Genomic DNA, 16,572 nt, shown 5'->3' with positions numbered 1-16,572 from the left:
GTGCATTTGCGATCTTAGTGTGCGCCGAATGACTTGTCCCATACCATCGCGTCGAAACGATGCTTTGGTACGAAGCCGTTGTTACGATAAAGCTTCTGCGCCCCGGTATTGGCTTCCGTCACGGTGAGGGACAAGCTGGTAAGGCCGCGCGCCGCTCCCGTATCGCTGCAATGCTGTAGCAAGGCACGACCGATGCCTTGTCCGCGCAACGCTGGAGCGACGCACAACTGCGTGATATGCGCGACATCCGAACGGATGCGCGAGCTGAGCAGAATCGCTTTCATCTCGTTCGAGCGGCTATCGCGAAGCACAAACGAGTTCTCCGCATCGAACAGCCCGCAGCCAGGAAATCGGATGATATTGTGGAGGAACCGTTGGGCTCCATAGTAGGTCTGGTACTGGTCGTTGATGGTCGAATCCATGTGACCCGCGTAGCACCGATGGATAAGCCCCGCTGCCGCGTCGTAGAAGATCGGGTGCCAGGTCTGCAACGTTAACCCGTGATGTTGAAACACCTCTGTCGGCCGCTGCCCCGTCGACTCCATGGCTACTATGTCGCGTGACATAAATAGCCGCGGGTGGCAATGAAAGCCGAACGTCTCGAAGGGTGTTGCCAGCGACCCGGAAGGATACATCAGAAGCTGCGACTCGATCCGGTCGACTCCAGGCGTGGCCTGTAACATCTCCAGCATGTGGCGCAGCAGGGTTTCGCCGACGGGATTGCTGGTCGTGTCGGTCTCACCGAAGGCATAGATGTCGCCGATAACAGCCTTTGCGCCTTCGAAGACACAGAAAGCATAGCCGCAAATACGCCCGCCATCGGCGTCCACGGCCACGAAGCCGGGGAGAATACGTCCATCTAGGTAATCGAGCACGATGGTCGTGGCCTGGTCGTAGTTCCAGTGCAGCCGCTGCTGCCAGCGCGCCGCCTCATCGCGCAGCAAAGGTCCTAACTGCGCCGCAGAGAAGTGGCGCAGGTCGAGAATCTCGAGTTTAGGCGTCGTAGACATCCCGTCTCTGCATTGTTGCATTCCGGATCGGTCGGTACGTGCTGACCTGCCTGGGGTGCTGTGTGGGGTGAGATAGAACGACGCGTCTATTTGAGGGGATAGACCTTATAGACGGACAGTCCTTGCGTCTCGTAGAGGAATAGCTGTTGGTACAGGCGTCCGGGGAGCAGGTGTTCGAGGTCGCCGGTATGCTGCGTTGGGATCACGAGAATGTGGGCCTCGGTGGGCACACCGCTCACGTTGTAGTTCAACACTTCGCGGTTGCGATAGAAGGCAAGCCCGTAGACGATGTCGCGTCGCACATCGAACTGCGCGACGGGTGTGCTGTCAGGCACTGCCTGCGCAATCTGCCGGGCCAACGGTCGTGCAGAGTAGTTCAAGTCCAACAGATGCCCATTGCGCCCCAATAGGAAGTACAGCAGCAGAGCCAGCGGGATCAAAGTGGCCGTTCGGATGTGGCTCACCCCACTGCGCTTCACCACAAAGATGACCAGCAGCGCTGCGAGGAAACCGCCGATGGTAGCCTTTACGAACTCGATCGGCGCAGGCACGATGCGCTGATACACCATGTATTGCGGGCACAGCAGTAGCACGAACGTTACCAGCCCTGTGGCCGCGGCGTGCGAATTGCGCAGCCAGATCGGGATGCCGACGCGCCGAATGCGAAAGAGGTAGTCGCCGGTCAGAATGCAGATCGGCGGGATCGCGGGCAGGATGTAGCCGGGAAGCTTAGAGCCGGAAAACGAGAACCAGACGACAGGAAAAAGCGCCCACAGGACCAGGAACTCGGGGAAGGCATCGCCTGCGCGAATGTGGCCGACATAGCGTTGCGGCTTGAAGCGGGTTTTCCATTCAGCAATCGAGATGGCGAAACCATCGATCAGAGCCCGGATGGAGAGTACCGTCCATGGCATGAGGCCCAGTATCAGAACGACAAGGTAGTAATAAGCGGGCTGATGATGGTGATAGAGGTCAGAACCGAAGCGCTCGATGTTGTGCTCGATGATGAACTCACGGAAGAACGTGGGATTGCGGCGCTGTACCGCGATGTACCAGGGCAGAGCCATCGCCAGGTAAAGAATGACGCCGGGAATCCAGATCGTTCGACGTAGGGCTGACCACTCACGACGAAGTCCTAGAAACAGGCAGATGATGGCAAGCGCCATGAAGGGGGCGACTGGACCTTTGGCGAGTGTTGCGGCCGCGTTGAAGAAGTAGAGATCGAACAGCCAGAACTTTTTGCCAGTTTCGTACCAGGCGTACCAGCCAAGCATGCCAATGCAGAACGGCGCGGCGAGCTGCATGTCCGTGGAAGCCCCTCGCGCAAAGGCCACGATCGCCACGCAACTCACCATGATGAGAGCGGCGTCCAGATGCCCGCCGGGTCGGAATCGTCGCAAGTGTAGGAACGCCAAAATAATCAGCGCAAGAGCGCCGGTCGCGGAAGGAATTCGCGCGGACCAGTCGGAGACGCCGAGCTCCTTGTAAAAGCTCATCGTGCGCCAGTAATACAGCGCCGGCTTTTCCAGCCACGGAGTGCCATACAGAATCGGCGTAATCGTGCCGCTGATGAGGCAGGAGTAGGACGCCTTCAGATCGGCCGGCCGTACGCTGTGCGGCATAATGCCGGCGTTCAGTACCCTACATTCGTCCGTATGCGCTGCCAGCATCTCACGGGCGATCTGCGCATATCTCGGCTCATCTGCGCCCACCAGTCCCAGCTGATCGCCGCCGAAGTAAGGCATAAGACCATAAAAAAGAAAGTAGCCGCTGAAGATCAGCAGCACGGCAAGTTCGCCGAGGTCCGCACCCAAATGCTCTTTCAGAAAGCCGCGCAGCCGACCCATCGGCCCCGAAGGTCGACCGACCTCATCGGATGCGGGGGAGCGGGAGCCTGTGAAGCTAGACCCGGTGGCGTCGGCAGCCGGTAGCGTTACGGATTGGGGAGTGTCCGTCAAGAGTCAGCGTGTGGGTTCGCAGCCTGTCTGGCAGGAAATGCCAGTCGCCTACAAACGTTCCTTAGGCTAACAGACTTGAGGACGTTTCGTGAGAGCTCGCAGGCGTCGTCGTCGCGGGCCCATTGCCTGGCTTCAGTTGATGGTCCACCTCTTGGATCACCCGTTCCGTAATGTCTGCCGCTGTGCCAAACTGCGTGCAGCCGCTGGCATTGCGATGGCCCCCGCCGCCAAAATGCTCCGCTACCGCCGACACATCCACCTTGCCGATGCCCTTGCTGCGCAGGCTTAGCCGGTACTCGTTCAGGTCCGGCTGCTGCCGCAACAGGATCGCCGCCTCGATGCCTGCCATGCCGATCAAGTGATTGACCACGCCCTCGCAGTCCTCCACGGACGCCCCCGCAACCCGCATATCTTCCTGCGAGATAACGCTCCAGCACACTTCACCCTGTATCACCATCTTGCTGAGGGCCATGCCCAGCAGCCGCACCTTGCTGACCGGGTTTGAAAAGTACATCGCTTGCGCAATGCGGTTCGCATTCGTGCCGCACTGCACCAGATGCTCAGCCAGGGCGAAGGTGGCGGCATTCGTGCCCGGATAGTTGAATGAGCCTGTATCCGTAAGCACGGCGGTATAGAGGCAATCCGCCATCGCCGCTGAAATCGGCACGCCGGCCGCAAGCGCAACATCGTATACCAGTGCTCCTACGGCGCAGGCCTTCGCATCAATCCAGTTGAAATCCGCATAGTCACGACCGCTTAGATGGTGGTCGATGTTGATCGTGAACCGAGCCGGTATCTGTGCGAAGCCAGTCCTGTGCACCGAGTCGCATTCCAGAATGATCGCCGCGTCCGGCACTTTTCCTGGCAGTGCCGGTAGGATGCGATTGACACCCTCAAGGCAATCAAACGGCTCAGGAATCGGGTCCGCAAACGCGACCACGACCTCCTTACCCATAGCCTCCAGAAGATGCATCATCCCGAGTGCAGAGCCGATCGCGTCTCCGTCCGGTCTCGCGTGCGAGGTCACCACGAAACTGTGGCGCTCCCGTATCAAACCCAGCAGTGTCGTTATCGACTGTTCGTTCGTCATGGTCATAGGCTTCAAAAAGGACATCTACGCAACGCCGCCCGCTTTATTACGTATCAAATGCCATAACTGGATGGTGGAAAACTCGAGATTTCTTTGATTTTTCGGTAAAGCATCATTTAGTTGGAGAGATCTTTCGCCTCCGTGTCTTCCAAGCGAGCTCCGTCTACAGCGATCTCCTGCACCGCAGTTTCTTTCGCGGCCGCATCTTTCGCCGTGGCGCGCCTCTCCATTTTCTCCTTGCGCTTCTCCATCCGCCCGAAAAGCTCATCCATGCGCGCATTTACCTTTTCGGATCGATCGATGGCAAACGTTAGCTCAGGCACATGACGTACCCCCATCCGAGATCGAATCTCGCTGCGAATGTACGCGCGCGCCGTCATCAGCCCCTCGAGGGTCTCCTTTTCTTCTTTTTCTGATCCCGTCACAGCAATCAGCACACGGCAACTCTTCCCGCCGGGGGCTAGGATCACTTCGGTGACATGGCACGGAGCGATGCGTGGATCGGAGAGCTCGCCTTCAAGCATGGCAGTGATCTCTTCGGTGAAGGTGCTGGCTACGCGACCGCGGTGGTAGGTTCTGGCTCTTTGTTCTGGCATAAGTATCGACAGTTCAGGTTATCACCGCACGCTTGCCTTGCGAGGTCTTCGTACGCCGACTTATTTCGCGTTGTCAGCCGGTAGCACTGGTATCTAGCGGATCTGCAGTGTCATTTTCTTCATGATCTGCAGGCATCTCCAACAGAACGTCGCTCTCCAGGAAACTGTCCAGCAGCTCGCATCCTAGCCCCGTCCCCAGCCGGCGCACGGCCTCTTCGACCTCGCGCAGCTGCCCGGCCAAGTATCCCGCCGAGTTCGAGATCGCCACCACGCCCAGCGTCGCCCGGTTCCACACCACCGCGTCGTCCAGCTCCGCGACCGACACATTGAACCCATGGCGCAACCTCTCCTTCAGAGACCGCACCACCTGACGGCGGTCTTTGAGCGACTGCGCATGCCCGATTCCGAGCTCGAGTGTAAGGCTTCCTATGGGCATCCTTACAATTTAGACGCACCCGGTTCATCGAAAGTTCCCATCCCCAAAACACCGCTCTTGTTACCCTGCGCGAGCTCTCACGTACTTGCAGCGTATGGGAACAGCCGTTTCCAGCCCAGAAACCGCTTCTCGAAAAGGTGATAGCTGCAAACCGCCACCAGCAGGGAAGTTGTCGTCACCACGACAGCGGATATCAACACGCCGAAGAGCTTGGTGTGGTGCGCATCGAAGATCTTCCTCAGTGGCGCCGTAAGCCAGTACGCGATCGGTAAGTGGTACACGTAAAGGCCATAGCTATAGCGTCCTACGCCGCGTAAGGCGGGCAACGAGAGCACGCTTCCCAGCCGGGTATGAGGTTGGAGCGACACCAGAATCAGCATGGCGAAGAAGATGTCGAGCAGGGTATAGCCCACAGTGTAAACGGCCGGGTCTTCATAGGCCCAGGTGTTGCGGGCAACGCCGATGAGCAGGATCGTCGCCAGCGCTCCAAGGCAGAGCGGCAGGGCGAGCTGAACCAGCCTGGCCCGCGCCTGCGCAAGCAGCCCGCCGTTCAGCGCAAGCGCAAGGGATGAACCAAGGAGCAGGCCATCGAGTCGACACGGCGTGCTGTTGGAGATAATGGGCTGTCCCACACCATGCGACCAGAGCAAGATGCGCAGAGCGAGTGTTGCCCCGCACGCCAGCAGTGCGCCCACGAGAAGGCGACGACGGTTGCGGCAACGATAGACCAGCAGTGGCCACAGAAGGTAGAACTGTTCCTCAAGGCCAAGCGTCCACAAATGTCCGATTGGGTTGAGCCGCGTCGATCGATGCGCGAAGACGATGTTGTTCTGCAGGTCCGCAAGGTACAACACTGCAAACCATTCCAGCGCAAGTCAAGCAGATACGGGAAGGCGATGGCGAAGAGCAGCACTGCGTAGTAAAGAGGGAAGATGCGAAGCGCGCGGCGGCTGTAAAAGGCTTTAAAGAACTGCGAAGGACGCTGCGCGGGTGAGTCCTCCAGAGAACGCACCAGAATGCCAGTGATCAAAAAGCCGGAAAGCACAAAGAACAGATCCACGCCGACCCAACCTGCCGTGACAAATTTCTGAATGAGGTGAAGGGTAGTGGACGACGACCAACCAGCTACGAGCAGGTGATACGCAACAACAGAGAGTGCCGCGACCCCCCGCAGCCCATCCAGCGCAGGTATATGCGCTGGCTTATCGATCAATCGAGCAGGAGAAGCTGGCATCTTCAGCCATGTTAGCCGATGCCACCATGGCACAACCATTGGCGTCCTGAGTCACCCTAACGCCAAACTGCGATCGCTTGCCTTGATCAGCGAAATGAAGAGCCCCGTTTTTTGTCTGACGCAAGCATCGCCCCTCAGTTCCTCTCTATTTCTTGAACGTCAGCGTCAGATCCACCTGATGCGTATCTGGCGCTGTCGAACGGTCGTACGTAAACGTGTACCCTTTCAGCGACGTGATGTTCTGATGCGCATTGAGGAAATTCAGAAGGTAGCCCTCGTTGTAGACGTCGCCAGGCTTCATCGTCCAAGCTGCATCGAAATCGCGTTTAGCGTCGTCGTTCAGACCCCGCACTTCCACATGGTGAACGCGATACTGTGGCCCCGCCACCGCGCTGTACGTGTAGTACGCCGCGCCAGTCTTGGTGTCCAGCTCCTGCTTCGCGCTGATGTTTGCCTCCATGTATCCCTGCGCATAGTACGCATCGGTAATCACCTGCTGAGTCGCGGCCACCGCATCCGACGTCGGCGTCTGGCCCACATGCAGGGGAGCAAGCCGATCGAACTCGGACTTGCTCAGAACAGATGTGGGCTCCCAGCTCAGCGCCCGTACGGTATAGATCGGCCCGGCATCCATGCGCGCCACGTAGTCCACCGAAACGATGTTCTTACCCAGCGGATGCCGCTTGCGCTCGATGTGCCACAGCCTTGCGCCGATGTACCCGGCGTTGCGCGCCGGTGCCAGCAGGATGTCCGAAAGTGTGGTCCCCGCGATGCCCTCGTTGTAAGACACTTTCACCGCGTCGGCCTGTGCCTTCAGCGTGCGGTTCACCAGCGCTGGCGGAATGTCGAACAACGATGCGCTGCCGAGCACCACGTTCGGCGACAATACACGGAACTCCAGTGCCGTATACGGATGCTGCGGTGACGGCGGTATCAGTTCATGTGTCAATGTCGCCTGCACGCCGCGCGCGGAGAGCGCTCCCTCCAGTGTCGCCTGGATCGACTCCGCCATGCGCAGGTTTCCGCCCATCGGCACTACGCCACGATACAGCGGCAGCAGTCTCAACGTATCTTCGATCTCCGCCGGTGTCATCCATACAAAGTTCGCAAAACTTACACGTGCAAGCTGGCTGGCAGGCAACGCCTCCAACGTAAACGTGGCCGTGCCGATATCATTCGGCGTCTCGTACGACGCCTTCACGTTCGAGAACAACCCTGTCTCGATCAGGCGGCTGCTGGCGATCTGCAGGCTCTCGTTCGTTGGCTTAGCCCCAATCGTGAGCCCGGTCAGAGGAGCTAGTTCCGCGTCGGTGAACGGCGCCGCGCCCTGAAAAATAATGTGTCCCAGCGTACCTGGAGGCGGAGGTGGTGGCGCAGATGCATCTGGTATCGCCGCCGCCGGTGCGGGCGCAGCACTCGGCACTACCGCTTTTGGCGGGGCCACCACGGATGCACCCGCTCGCGACGGTGCGATCACTGGCGGCGCAGCAACGACAGCGTGTGGCGCAAGGATGGGGGGAGCCGCGACCACGGAAGAACTTACCGTTCCGGTTGCGGCGGCCGCCGCAGCCGCAGATGGAGTTCCCGCAGGCGGCGTCACGACTGTGGCTGAACCCGTCGTCCGCGGTTTCAGCGTCGGTAACGGCTTTGCAGGTTTCGGTGTCGTTGCTGGTGCAGCCGGGACAGGTTTCGACAACATCTCGTCGGGAACCACCGAGCTCGGGACCACCACACTCTTGGGCGCAACCACGCTCGGAGCTGTAGCCTTCGCCGTCGGCACCTCAACCGATGTCACCGGCGGCCGACTCGTAGGCTTATTCTCAATAACAGCAGAGGGTTTCGGTACTTCTGCTTCGGGCTTCACGACCGTCGGGGCAACGGCCTTCGTCACAGGAACGGACGCCGTCACGGGAGCTGGCAACTCATGCTTGGGCTCCGTCACGGCTTCCGGCTCTTTCGCAGCAATCTTCGGCGCAGTCGCTACGGTCGCCGGTACCTCGTGCTTCGGCTCTGAAGCCTTTGGAGCCTCCACCTTCGCCACTGTGGCAGGGGCAGGCACAGCCTCGGGCTTTCTTACCTCATGCTTGGGCTCCGTCACCGCCTCCGGCGCTTTCATAGCAATCTTCGGCGCCACGGTCGACGGTACCTCGTGCTTCGGCTCTGAAGCCTTCGGAGCCTCGACCTTCGCCACTGTCGCAGGAGCGGGTTTCACCTCCGCTGGCTTCATCACCGGAACTGGCTTCACCGCATCATGCTTCGCCTCGACGGCTGGTTTTGGCGTCTCCACCTTCGGTGTCACCGCAGGCTTGGGAGCCACTGCGACCGTCTCCGGCTCTTCGTCCGGCGGCAACGGCAGCCGGATCGGATGTACCGTATTGTCGATCGGCGCGGCGGCAACCTGTGGCTCCGTCTTCGCAACGTCTTGCGCGGCCTTCACCGCGTGATGCTTTGGCTTGGCTGGCTCATGCTTCGCCTTATTGGCGGCGTCGTGCTTGCCGTGATGTCCTTTGTGCGATGCCGACTTATGCGCCTGCTGTCTGGGTGCGGACACAGTTGCCGCCTCAGGTTCCTCTGCCACCGCCGGAGCAGGCGGTGCTGCCGCCGTCTCCACTGCAGGAGCTGGCGCAGCCTTAACCGGGTGTCCGTGCTTTGTCTTTTTCGACTTCTTCTCTGACGTGTGCGTTGCCGCCGTCTTCACGACGGGCTTCGCCGCTGGCGCAGACTTCACCGTTGCCTTCGTCGTTCCAGGAATCGCCGCAGGCACCAGCCGCGTCGCCGGTCGCCCATCCTCTGGAGGCAGTGGCAGACCCGTAATCGGATGCACCTGGGTCGCACTCTGGGAACCCGCAAATCGCGGCAAGGCTAGCAGGGCCGCGAAGAGGCACGCAGGGCCGAAGGCAGATTTCAGTCGAACGTTGAAGCTCATGATTTGCCAAGGGTACGGTCTACTCTCTCCGTTTGCAATGGCAATTAAGGGGTAGAGCCTCCCTGTGGCTGCGTTTTAGAAACGAAGGTAACCGTCAGGTCCACCCGGTGCGCGTCAACATCGGTCGCCGCAAAGTACCGGATGCTGTATCCGTCGAACTGATGCCGCTCCGTGTGCATCTTCACCCAGTTGTCTAGATATAGTGGGTTGTATAGATCGCCCTGCCGCATGGTCCAGCTCGTGTTGTAGTCCAGCACCACTGCGCTCGGGGCGCCGTTCAGGCGTATCTGGCGTACACGGTATTGTTCGCCCGGCACAACCCGCAGCTTATACGTGACCGTGTGCGCCCCGTCGTCGCGTTCCTCGATCACGCCGAGGTAGGCATCCATGTACCCCAGCAGATGGTATACATTCGCGACCTGCAGTTCGGTGTACACCAGTGCCCGCTGGCTCGCCACCGCTCCGGGCCGCAGCGTCTCCTTCGGATGCTGGTCCAGATCGTACTGAAAGTCCGCCACTGAGTATGCCGGGGTCGGTGCCCACATCAGCTCTCCCAGCGTGTATATCGCCCCCGGCACCAGCCTGCCCGTCACCGTCACCTCATACCCCATCGCCGAAGGTCGCACCGTCCGCTGCAGGTTCTCGACCCTCGCCGCCACGTACCCCAAATCGCGCACCGGCCCTAGCAAAGACTCCTGCAATGTCACCCCGCTCGCCCCCTCAACATAGGGCCTTCCTGCCAGCCGAGCCAGTGCATCGGTCACCGCACTCTGCTGCCCCTGCTGCAACTCCTCGATACCGCTCAGTCGAGGTATCGTTAGCAGCACCTCCGGCTGATAAATGCGGAAGCTCATCACGCGCAGCGGATGCGCCGTCGTTGGCTCGATTACTGTGTGCCTCACCGTGGCCGTCACGCCACGTTCGCTTAGCATCTGCTCTAATACCGCCTGCACCCCATCGGCCAACGTTCCACTCGCTGGCACCAGACCGCGATAAAGCGGCACCCGCGCCCGCAGCTCGCGATCTATTTCTTCCGGTGTGAACCAAACAAAATTAGCAAAGCTGGGAGTCAGCAGGCGGTTCTCGGGCACCGTTTTCAGCGTATATCGAATCTCGCTGCCATCGTTCACCGCCGTTGCGGCCACCAGGTCGAACAGCCCCGTCTCGCTCAACTGCGCCGAGGCGGCGCGCACCGCAGCATCGTTCAGCTGCTCTCCGTCCCGCACCCCCATCGCTCTCTCTAGCTGCTGTTCTGTGTAGGGCTCCGCAGCCGCAAACGTCAGCTTTTGCGCATTCGCATGCAGCCAACTCAGCAACAGAATCAACACAAAGGGGGCCCGGGGTACTGCCATGGGCTGAGGTTAAACGATGGACGACCCAACGCCAGCAGACCGAAGTCGCTAATCAGGGTAACGTTTCCCGTTTCAGTAAAAAGCCCCGCCTGCGAAGGAATCGCGAGCGGGGCTTGATGGTGTTTGGAACTTACGTTTTATGCGCTCTGCACCTTGCTCGTCCACGGCGTCGCCGCCTGCAGGGCCTTGTTCACGTTCTCAATGTTCTCGACGCCCACCGTCTCCAGCCACTCACGGAAGGCAGCCTCGCCCTGCTTTGCATAAATCGGGATGCCGTCCTTCCACGTTGCTCTGCCGCACAGCACGCCGTTGAAGGCTACACCGGATTCGCCCGCCAGCTCCAGCGTCTCGATGAACACCGGGTTGGACACGCCCGCTGAAAGGTAGATGAAGGGCTTCTCTGTTGACTCGCCCACCGAGCGGAACAGCCCGAGCGCTTCCTCGCGGGTGTACGCCGCCTCGCCCTTGAACGCCTTCGTGCCTTCGACAAACTCCATCACGATCGGCACCTCGACCTTCAGCACATCCACGCCGTAACGGTCCATTGAAAACTCTTTCATCGCGCCCGCTACGACCGAAGGCTTCTTCTTTGCATAAGCCACGGACTTTTCATCCGCTCCGTTCTCGTCGTACCCGACAAACTCCAGGAAGAACGGAATGTCGAGCGAGCGGCACTCATCGCCAATCCGCTCGATCCAGGCGTGCTTGATCTCGTTGATCTCTGGCTTCTCAAGCGGGGTGTAGTAGAGCAGAATCTTCAGGCAGTCCGCACCTGCTTCCTTCAAGCGGCGCACGCTCCACACATCCAGCAGGTCGGGCAGGCGTCCGGGGGTATTCGCATCGTAGCCAGTCTTCTCATACGCCAGCAGAAGGCCCTTGCCATGGCGCTCATGCGAGGCAGGAAGACCGAACTCCGGGTCCAGCAGAATCGCCGAAGCGTGCTGCGTCAAAACATCCGTCACCAGGCTCTTGAAGATCTCAAGGTCCTTGCCGGTGGCCTCCGCTCCGCGCTCCTTGGCGAGGGACTTCTGCAGTGAACCACGCTGGTCCATTGCAGCTGCTGCGATCACATTGCGCGCGTCGGACACGGCCTTCAGGCCAGCGAGCTTTCCTGGTGTTAGCTTCATTGTTTCCCCTTCGAATATGTTTCGGCCACGGTGAGAACAGCCTTCGCTGCTGATTGTACTAAATAGGGCGCAGGGAGCAGGGCAGAGGGAAGCAGGACAGAACAGGGAGCAGTGAATCCAAAGCGTCGGTGCGCTTCACTCCCACTCCCCACCCTTGTCATCACGCCCAGAGCATCATGAGAGTAGCGAGGGACTCGCTTTACGGTCACACCCCTGTTGTCGGTTATTGCGACCGAAGCCTCTCCGTTTCTTCGTGATTCCGAGTGGAGAAGCCCCGTATTTGTCGCAGCAACCTGAGCAGTGCGGGCGTACACACCCTGCTGCGCGTCTCCGAGGTACGAGGCGACACGCACGCTCTATTCCTGAATCTCTGTCCTTATGCCCTCAGCCGATCCCGCAAATCCGCCGCCAGTTCCACCACATGCAACAACTTCGGCCGTTGCGCCGGTGTTGCCTCGCGCAGCGCGAGCTGCGACTCCAGCAACAGTCCCGCCAGTGCCGAATTCAGTTCGTTGGTCAGCGCCACCGCTGCCGCCGAACGTGCCTGAGCGCGATCAAGGGCCCGCCGCGTCAGCGCCGCCCTTACCTGCCGCACAATGCGCTGCGTATTCGACAGGCCGAAGTTTACCTCCAGCAGCAGAGCACCCGCCGCCGCTTTATACAGTTGGTCTGCAGCCTCCGGGTCCAGGTTGCTCAGGCTCTCTTCCATGACAATCAGTGAGTAGTCGTGGCGGCGTAAATTGGCCACCGCCGACCGCCGGTTGGGAACAGTCTGTACCTCAACCGATAGTTGCTCACGCAGCGCGGCAGCCACGGGCACAGCTGTCGCCTCCGCAGCAATCAGCAGAATAATCGTCATAACGTGTCTCTCCGTGGAACTCAGGCAGATCGTGCAGTCGAACAAGGGTGTAACCGAATCGTTAACTCTTGGCTTCAATACAAATCGCTGGGGTTTAGTCCTACGTTCAAGGCCCGGTGGATGAAAATCACTTACGCAGTTGTTGTGCCTAAACTTGCAGCCGCGATAGTACAACTTGCGATCAGCTACAGCATCTCGTCGCTTAAGCCGTATTCCTTCAGCTTGCGATACAGCGTCGTTTTGCCGATCCCGAGTAGTCGCGCCGCCATCAGCTTGTCGCCCTTCAGCTCGCGAATTGTGTTGATGATGGCCTGCTTCTCCAGCTCCGCAATCGAAAGCACCACATGTGGTTCGGTCGGCGTATGCGGCGATCCGATCCGTGCGGCCGGTACTGGCGCCTCGCTGACCTCCTCATGCGCGCGATGCTGATGGTTGCGATGGTCCTGCAGTTGTGTCGGAAAGTCGCCAAGGTGCAGCACCGGCCCGCTAGAAAGCGCGCAAGCACGCTCGATCGCGTGCTCCAACTCCCGAATGTTGCCCGGCCAGTCGTACTCCATCAGCAGGTGCAGCGCGTCGTCGGCAAAAGTGTAAGCCAGACCATTATCGCGGCGAATTCGGTCCAGCACATGCGCCGCCAGCAGCGGGATGTCCGGCTTGCGATCCCGCAGCGGCGGGATCAGCAGATTCACCACATTCAACCGGAAGTACAGATCCTTACGAAAGCGCCCGGTCTCCACCATGCCGCTCAGATCGCGATTCGTCGCGGCCAGAATCCGCACATTGATCGGAGAGCTCGAAGTACCGCCAATCGGCCGTACCTCGCGATCCTGCAGAGCACGTAGCAGACGCGTCTGCAACTCCAGCGGCAGGTCTGCAATCTCATCCAGAAACACCGTTCCACCCTCGGCTGCTGCCAGGAGGCCGGTCTTGTTCCGGGTCGCTGTCGGCAGCGCGCCCTTTACATAACCGAACAGCTCTGCCTCGATCTGCGAAGGCACCACGGACGCGCAATCGACCGTTATAAACGGCTTGTCTGCGCTGGGTCCGTTGCCGTGGATCGTGCGCGCGACCAGCTCCTTGCCAGTCCCCGGCTCGCCCACCAACAGCACCGGATGCGTCGTGCTCGCGACCTTCGAAAGAATGCGGTACAGCTTCTCCATCGCCGGCGAGCTGCCGATCAGATTGCCCATCCCGCGCCCGCTGCGTAACCGCTCTCGCAGCGAGCGAGACTCCGCATCGAAGGCCCGGCGGTGCGCCGCGCGCTCCAGTACCGTTGATAGCTCTTCCAGAGAAAACGGCTTGGTCAGGTAGTCGCCCGCGCCGATTCGCATCGCCTCCACGGCCGAGTTCACCGTAGCGAACGCCGTCATCACCACCACCACTGTGTCGGGTGCCTTCGAACGCACCTCCTCCAGCAATGTCAGGCCGCCGCCCCCCGGCAGTTTCAAATCCAGCAGGATCAGGTCGATCGGGCTGCGCTCCAGCACAGCTCGCGCCGAAGGCACCGAGTCCGCTATCAGCACCACAAAACCAAGCGACGTGGCGATCTCCGCACACGCGTGGCGCACCGGAGCATCGTCGTCCACGATGAGCAGGTGCATCTGCGGAAGCCTGCTTTCCTGGGAGTTCGTGCTCGGGCTCGACATGGTGCGTATCGGCCCTGGCTTGCCCGCGGGCACAAGAGCCGGCCCGCCCATCGCTCGTGCTTTCGCTGTCGCTATTGAAATCGGTGACTTGTCTGTAACAGAGAGAGAAGAAGACTTGCGATCTAACATGTAGCTGCTCCAAGGCGCCTGCTGCCGCTGTTGTTCGCGGGTGCCGGCTGCACTGGTGTTTGGGTCGAAGGTACCGGCCAGAGAATGTTGATCGTCGTTCCGCGGCCTGGTCGTACGCGTAACGTGAGCGTGCCGCCGCTCGCGGTCACCAGTTCATGCACAATGCGATGCCCCAGCCCGCGCGTCGCGCCCGGGGGCAGCGGCGTTGGAGAGATGAATGAGGCTGCGGTTGTCACCGGCATGCCCGGCCCGTTGTCCTCCACTGTCAGCCGCATCTGACCAGCAATCGTCGCCAGCGTAATCCGAATATTTCCGTGGCGCTTGGTCGCCGAAAGCTCGATTGCCTGCGATGCATTGCGCACCAGATTCACCAGAATCCGTTCCAGCGACTCGCGTTGGATCAGCGGGGTGGGCAACGCGCGGGGCGCCTTGCATGTCACTGTCACCGAGCTCCCGGCAATGGCCGAAAGCAGTGGTTCAGCCTCGCGCAGGATCGCTGCCGCATTGGGAGCCTCAGGGGTCGCTTTGAGTGGCGTCGGAGACGAAAACGCGCTAGCCAGCATGTCCTCCACAGGCTGCACCTTTAACATCTGTTCGCAATTCGAGCTGCTCAGCAGACGCTGAATCAGCGCGCTGCTTCGTGTCGCTAACTGTCGCAACTCTGTGATGTAGTGCTGATGTTCTGGACGGAGTACGCCTGGCGATGCGAGGAGATCGCAATACAGCCCGAGCGCGCCAAACAGATTGCCGGCATCATGCGCCAGACCGGCACCGTGGGCCAAACTCGCGCCGTGCGCTAGGTCGACGCTTTGAACAAGAGAGGAGTGTGCTTCGAAAGACGAAAGAGGCTCTGCTACAGCGGCCGTTGAGGTGGACGTTGTGAGGGGCGCTTCAAACGAAGTCCGTGCGGCGGAGGAACTCTGGTGTGCCTGCATGGTGTTCTCCAGTTTTTTTGCAACAACCGATAGATCTGCAACTGATCCATAACGGATCTGTTTTGGTGTTCCAAATCGGGAGCTTCGAGGTAACTGCGTATCTTTACCTTTTCTAAGCTCCGCATCCGTGGCACGGGAGAAAGGCTCCATATTCCCTAACAATAGAGAAAGGCGACTAACCGAAAAATAACATAGGTCAAGTAAGCGGAAGAAGCGCCTAGGGCGTTACCTGTCCCATTTTGCTCCAACTTAGCGAATAATCACTCGATAAAGGTAACGTTTCGGGAAAGTTCAATACGGGACTGTTCATATTGGGCATAAGCTTCCACCAAAGTTGGAACGTTATGATAAGTATGCACGTCACGGCCAACGGATACGCTTTTTATGAGGTGTGCGAAAGCTGTGCAAAAAGGACTGAAGAATTATGGAAAAAGTATTTCGTAACGGCGATCGGAGCCCTGTCGAGCCCCGACCGCTCAAGCTGACGCCCGGATTTGTAGCCACCGCTGAGGGATCCGTTCTCATCGAGGTCGGCCACACTCGCGTCCTCTGCAACGCCACCATCGAAAATGGCGTCCCCGGCTGGATGCGCAACTCCGGCCGCGGCTGGGTGACTGCTGAGTATGGCATGCTGCCGCGCGCTACCCTTACCCGTTCCCCTCGTGAGGCTGAAAAGGGAAAGATCGGCGGCCGCACGCACGAGATACAGCGGCTCATCGGTCGCAGCCTTCGCGGCGTCGTCGATATGAAGCTTCTTGGCGAGCGCACTGTCATCCTCGACTGCGACGTCCTTCAGGCCGACGGCGGCACCCGGACCGCAGCCATCACTGGAGCCTGTGCCGCCCTCGCCATCGCTCTGGGGCGGCTGGTAGAGGCGGGGACCCTCAAGGAGAACCCCTTGAAGCAGCTTGTCGCTGCTACCAGCGTCGGCATCGTCGATGGTCAGGTCCTCCTCGACCTCGACTATTCCGAAGACTCGCGCGCTGAGGTTGATATGAACGTTGTCATGACCGCTGACGGTGGCTTGATCGAGACCCAGGCGACGGCAGAAAAGGGCAGCTACTCCCGCTCTCAGCTCAACCAGATGCTCGACGCTGCGGAAGTCGGCATCCAGTCTCTCCTCGCCGCTCAGAAAGCTGTCATCGGCGCCTGATTTCAGTCCGACCCCGCGGTCCATCGGCGCCCCTTCATACGCTGCTCCCATGCGGATGAGTGGGGTGCAGGTGTCTCCTAAGCCACTCCATAGGGATCAAATCAAGGGAGGTTTTAACCCT

General features: G+C 59.9%; 12 protein-coding genes and 1 pseudogene. 1 reads left to right on the top strand and 12 read right to left on the bottom strand.

The window, feature by feature from the left end; genetic code table 11:
• Nucleotides 1-14 precede the first annotated feature (14 nt).
• From OHL14_RS06510 to OHL14_RS06455, 12 genes and pseudogenes are all read right to left on the bottom strand, one after another.
• On the bottom strand, nucleotides 15-1,010 hold the full coding sequence (locus OHL14_RS06510) for a GNAT family N-acetyltransferase (RefSeq protein WP_263378521.1): 996 nt from the start codon (nucleotides 1,008-1,010) through the stop codon (nucleotides 15-17).
• 86 nt (nucleotides 1,011-1,096) lie between these two features.
• On the bottom strand, nucleotides 1,097-2,968 hold the full coding sequence (locus tag OHL14_RS06505; protein WP_317890397.1) for an ArnT family glycosyltransferase: 1,872 nt from the start codon (nucleotides 2,966-2,968) through the stop codon (nucleotides 1,097-1,099).
• A 61-nt stretch (nucleotides 2,969-3,029) separates the two neighbouring features.
• Nucleotides 3,030-4,058 (bottom strand): DHH family phosphoesterase, encoded by a 1,029-nt coding sequence (locus tag OHL14_RS06500; RefSeq protein ID WP_263378520.1) that lies wholly within the window; start codon nucleotides 4,056-4,058, stop codon nucleotides 3,030-3,032.
• Nucleotides 4,059-4,174: 116 nt separating this feature from the next.
• Nucleotides 4,175-4,654, bottom strand: coding sequence for a 30S ribosome-binding factor RbfA (rbfA, locus tag OHL14_RS06495; protein ID WP_263378519.1), 480 nt, complete (start codon nucleotides 4,652-4,654; stop codon nucleotides 4,175-4,177).
• A gap of 73 nt (nucleotides 4,655-4,727) precedes the next feature.
• The gene (locus OHL14_RS06490; RefSeq protein ID WP_263378518.1) at nucleotides 4,728-5,090 is read right to left on the bottom strand and encodes a DUF503 domain-containing protein; all 363 of its coding nucleotides are present in this window, start codon (nucleotides 5,088-5,090) and stop codon (nucleotides 4,728-4,730) included.
• 77 nt (nucleotides 5,091-5,167) lie between these two features.
• Nucleotides 5,168-6,324, bottom strand: a pseudogene (locus OHL14_RS06485) (acyltransferase family protein).
• 145 nt (nucleotides 6,325-6,469) lie between these two features.
• Nucleotides 6,470-9,250 carry a POTRA domain-containing protein gene (locus OHL14_RS06480; RefSeq protein WP_263378516.1) on the bottom strand — a complete coding sequence of 927 codons (2,781 nt, stop codon included), beginning with the start codon at nucleotides 9,248-9,250 and terminating at the stop codon, nucleotides 6,470-6,472.
• A 44-nt stretch (nucleotides 9,251-9,294) separates the two neighbouring features.
• Complete coding sequence (locus tag OHL14_RS06475; RefSeq protein ID WP_263378515.1) at nucleotides 9,295-10,602, bottom strand: BamA/TamA family outer membrane protein; 1,308 nt, start codon at nucleotides 10,600-10,602, stop codon at nucleotides 9,295-9,297.
• Between the two features lie 137 nt (nucleotides 10,603-10,739).
• A complete protein-coding gene (locus tag OHL14_RS06470; RefSeq protein ID WP_263378514.1) occupies nucleotides 10,740-11,729 on the bottom strand; it encodes a tagatose 1,6-diphosphate aldolase in 990 nt (329 codons plus the stop codon).
• A gap of 376 nt (nucleotides 11,730-12,105) precedes the next feature.
• Nucleotides 12,106-12,588, bottom strand: a complete 483-nt coding sequence (locus OHL14_RS06465) for a hypothetical protein (protein WP_263378513.1) — start codon at nucleotides 12,586-12,588, stop codon at nucleotides 12,106-12,108.
• A 185-nt stretch (nucleotides 12,589-12,773) separates the two neighbouring features.
• Nucleotides 12,774-14,189 (bottom strand): sigma-54-dependent transcriptional regulator, encoded by a 1,416-nt coding sequence (locus OHL14_RS06460; protein WP_263378512.1) that lies wholly within the window; start codon nucleotides 14,187-14,189, stop codon nucleotides 12,774-12,776.
• A 167-nt stretch (nucleotides 14,190-14,356) separates the two neighbouring features.
• Nucleotides 14,357-15,298 (bottom strand): sensor histidine kinase, encoded by a 942-nt coding sequence (locus OHL14_RS06455; protein ID WP_263378511.1) that lies wholly within the window; start codon nucleotides 15,296-15,298, stop codon nucleotides 14,357-14,359.
• A 424-nt stretch (nucleotides 15,299-15,722) separates the two neighbouring features.
• On the opposite strand from OHL14_RS06455, the gene rph reads away from it, so the two are divergent.
• Entirely contained in the window at nucleotides 15,723-16,451 is a 729-nt protein-coding gene (gene rph / locus OHL14_RS06450; RefSeq protein ID WP_263378510.1) for a ribonuclease PH, read from the top strand.
• Nucleotides 16,452-16,572 lie beyond the last annotated feature (121 nt).

It is taken from the genome of Granulicella paludicola, from assembly GCF_025685545.1.
Taxonomy (GTDB): Bacteria; Acidobacteriota; Terriglobia; order Terriglobales; family Acidobacteriaceae; genus Granulicella; species Granulicella paludicola.
The sequence above is the reverse complement of the archived record's forward strand: the minus strand, read 5'-3'. Positions and strand labels throughout refer to the sequence as shown.

Coding starts and splice junctions, on each gene's coding strand:
- OHL14_RS06510 (WP_263378521.1), bottom strand. CDS start 1,010: ATGTCTACGACGCCTAAACTCGAGATTCTCGACCTGCGCCACTTCTCT.
- OHL14_RS06500 (WP_263378520.1), bottom strand. CDS start 4,058: ATGACGAACGAACAGTCGATAACGACACTGCTGGGTTTGATACGGGAG.
- rbfA (WP_263378519.1), bottom strand. CDS start 4,654: ATGCCAGAACAAAGAGCCAGAACCTACCACCGCGGTCGCGTAGCCAGC.
- OHL14_RS06490 (WP_263378518.1), bottom strand. CDS start 5,090: ATGCCCATAGGAAGCCTTACACTCGAGCTCGGAATCGGGCATGCGCAG.
- OHL14_RS06480 (WP_263378516.1), bottom strand. CDS start 9,250: ATGAGCTTCAACGTTCGACTGAAATCTGCCTTCGGCCCTGCGTGCCTC.
- OHL14_RS06475 (WP_263378515.1), bottom strand. CDS start 10,602: ATGGCAGTACCCCGGGCCCCCTTTGTGTTGATTCTGTTGCTGAGTTGG.
- OHL14_RS06470 (WP_263378514.1), bottom strand. CDS start 11,729: ATGAAGCTAACACCAGGAAAGCTCGCTGGCCTGAAGGCCGTGTCCGAC.
- OHL14_RS06465 (WP_263378513.1), bottom strand. CDS start 12,588: ATGACGATTATTCTGCTGATTGCTGCGGAGGCGACAGCTGTGCCCGTG.
- OHL14_RS06460 (WP_263378512.1), bottom strand. CDS start 14,189: ATGCACCTGCTCATCGTGGACGACGATGCTCCGGTGCGCCACGCGTGT.
- OHL14_RS06455 (WP_263378511.1), bottom strand. CDS start 15,298: ATGCAGGCACACCAGAGTTCCTCCGCCGCACGGACTTCGTTTGAAGCG.
- rph (WP_263378510.1), top strand. CDS start 15,723: ATGGAAAAAGTATTTCGTAACGGCGATCGGAGCCCTGTCGAGCCCCGA.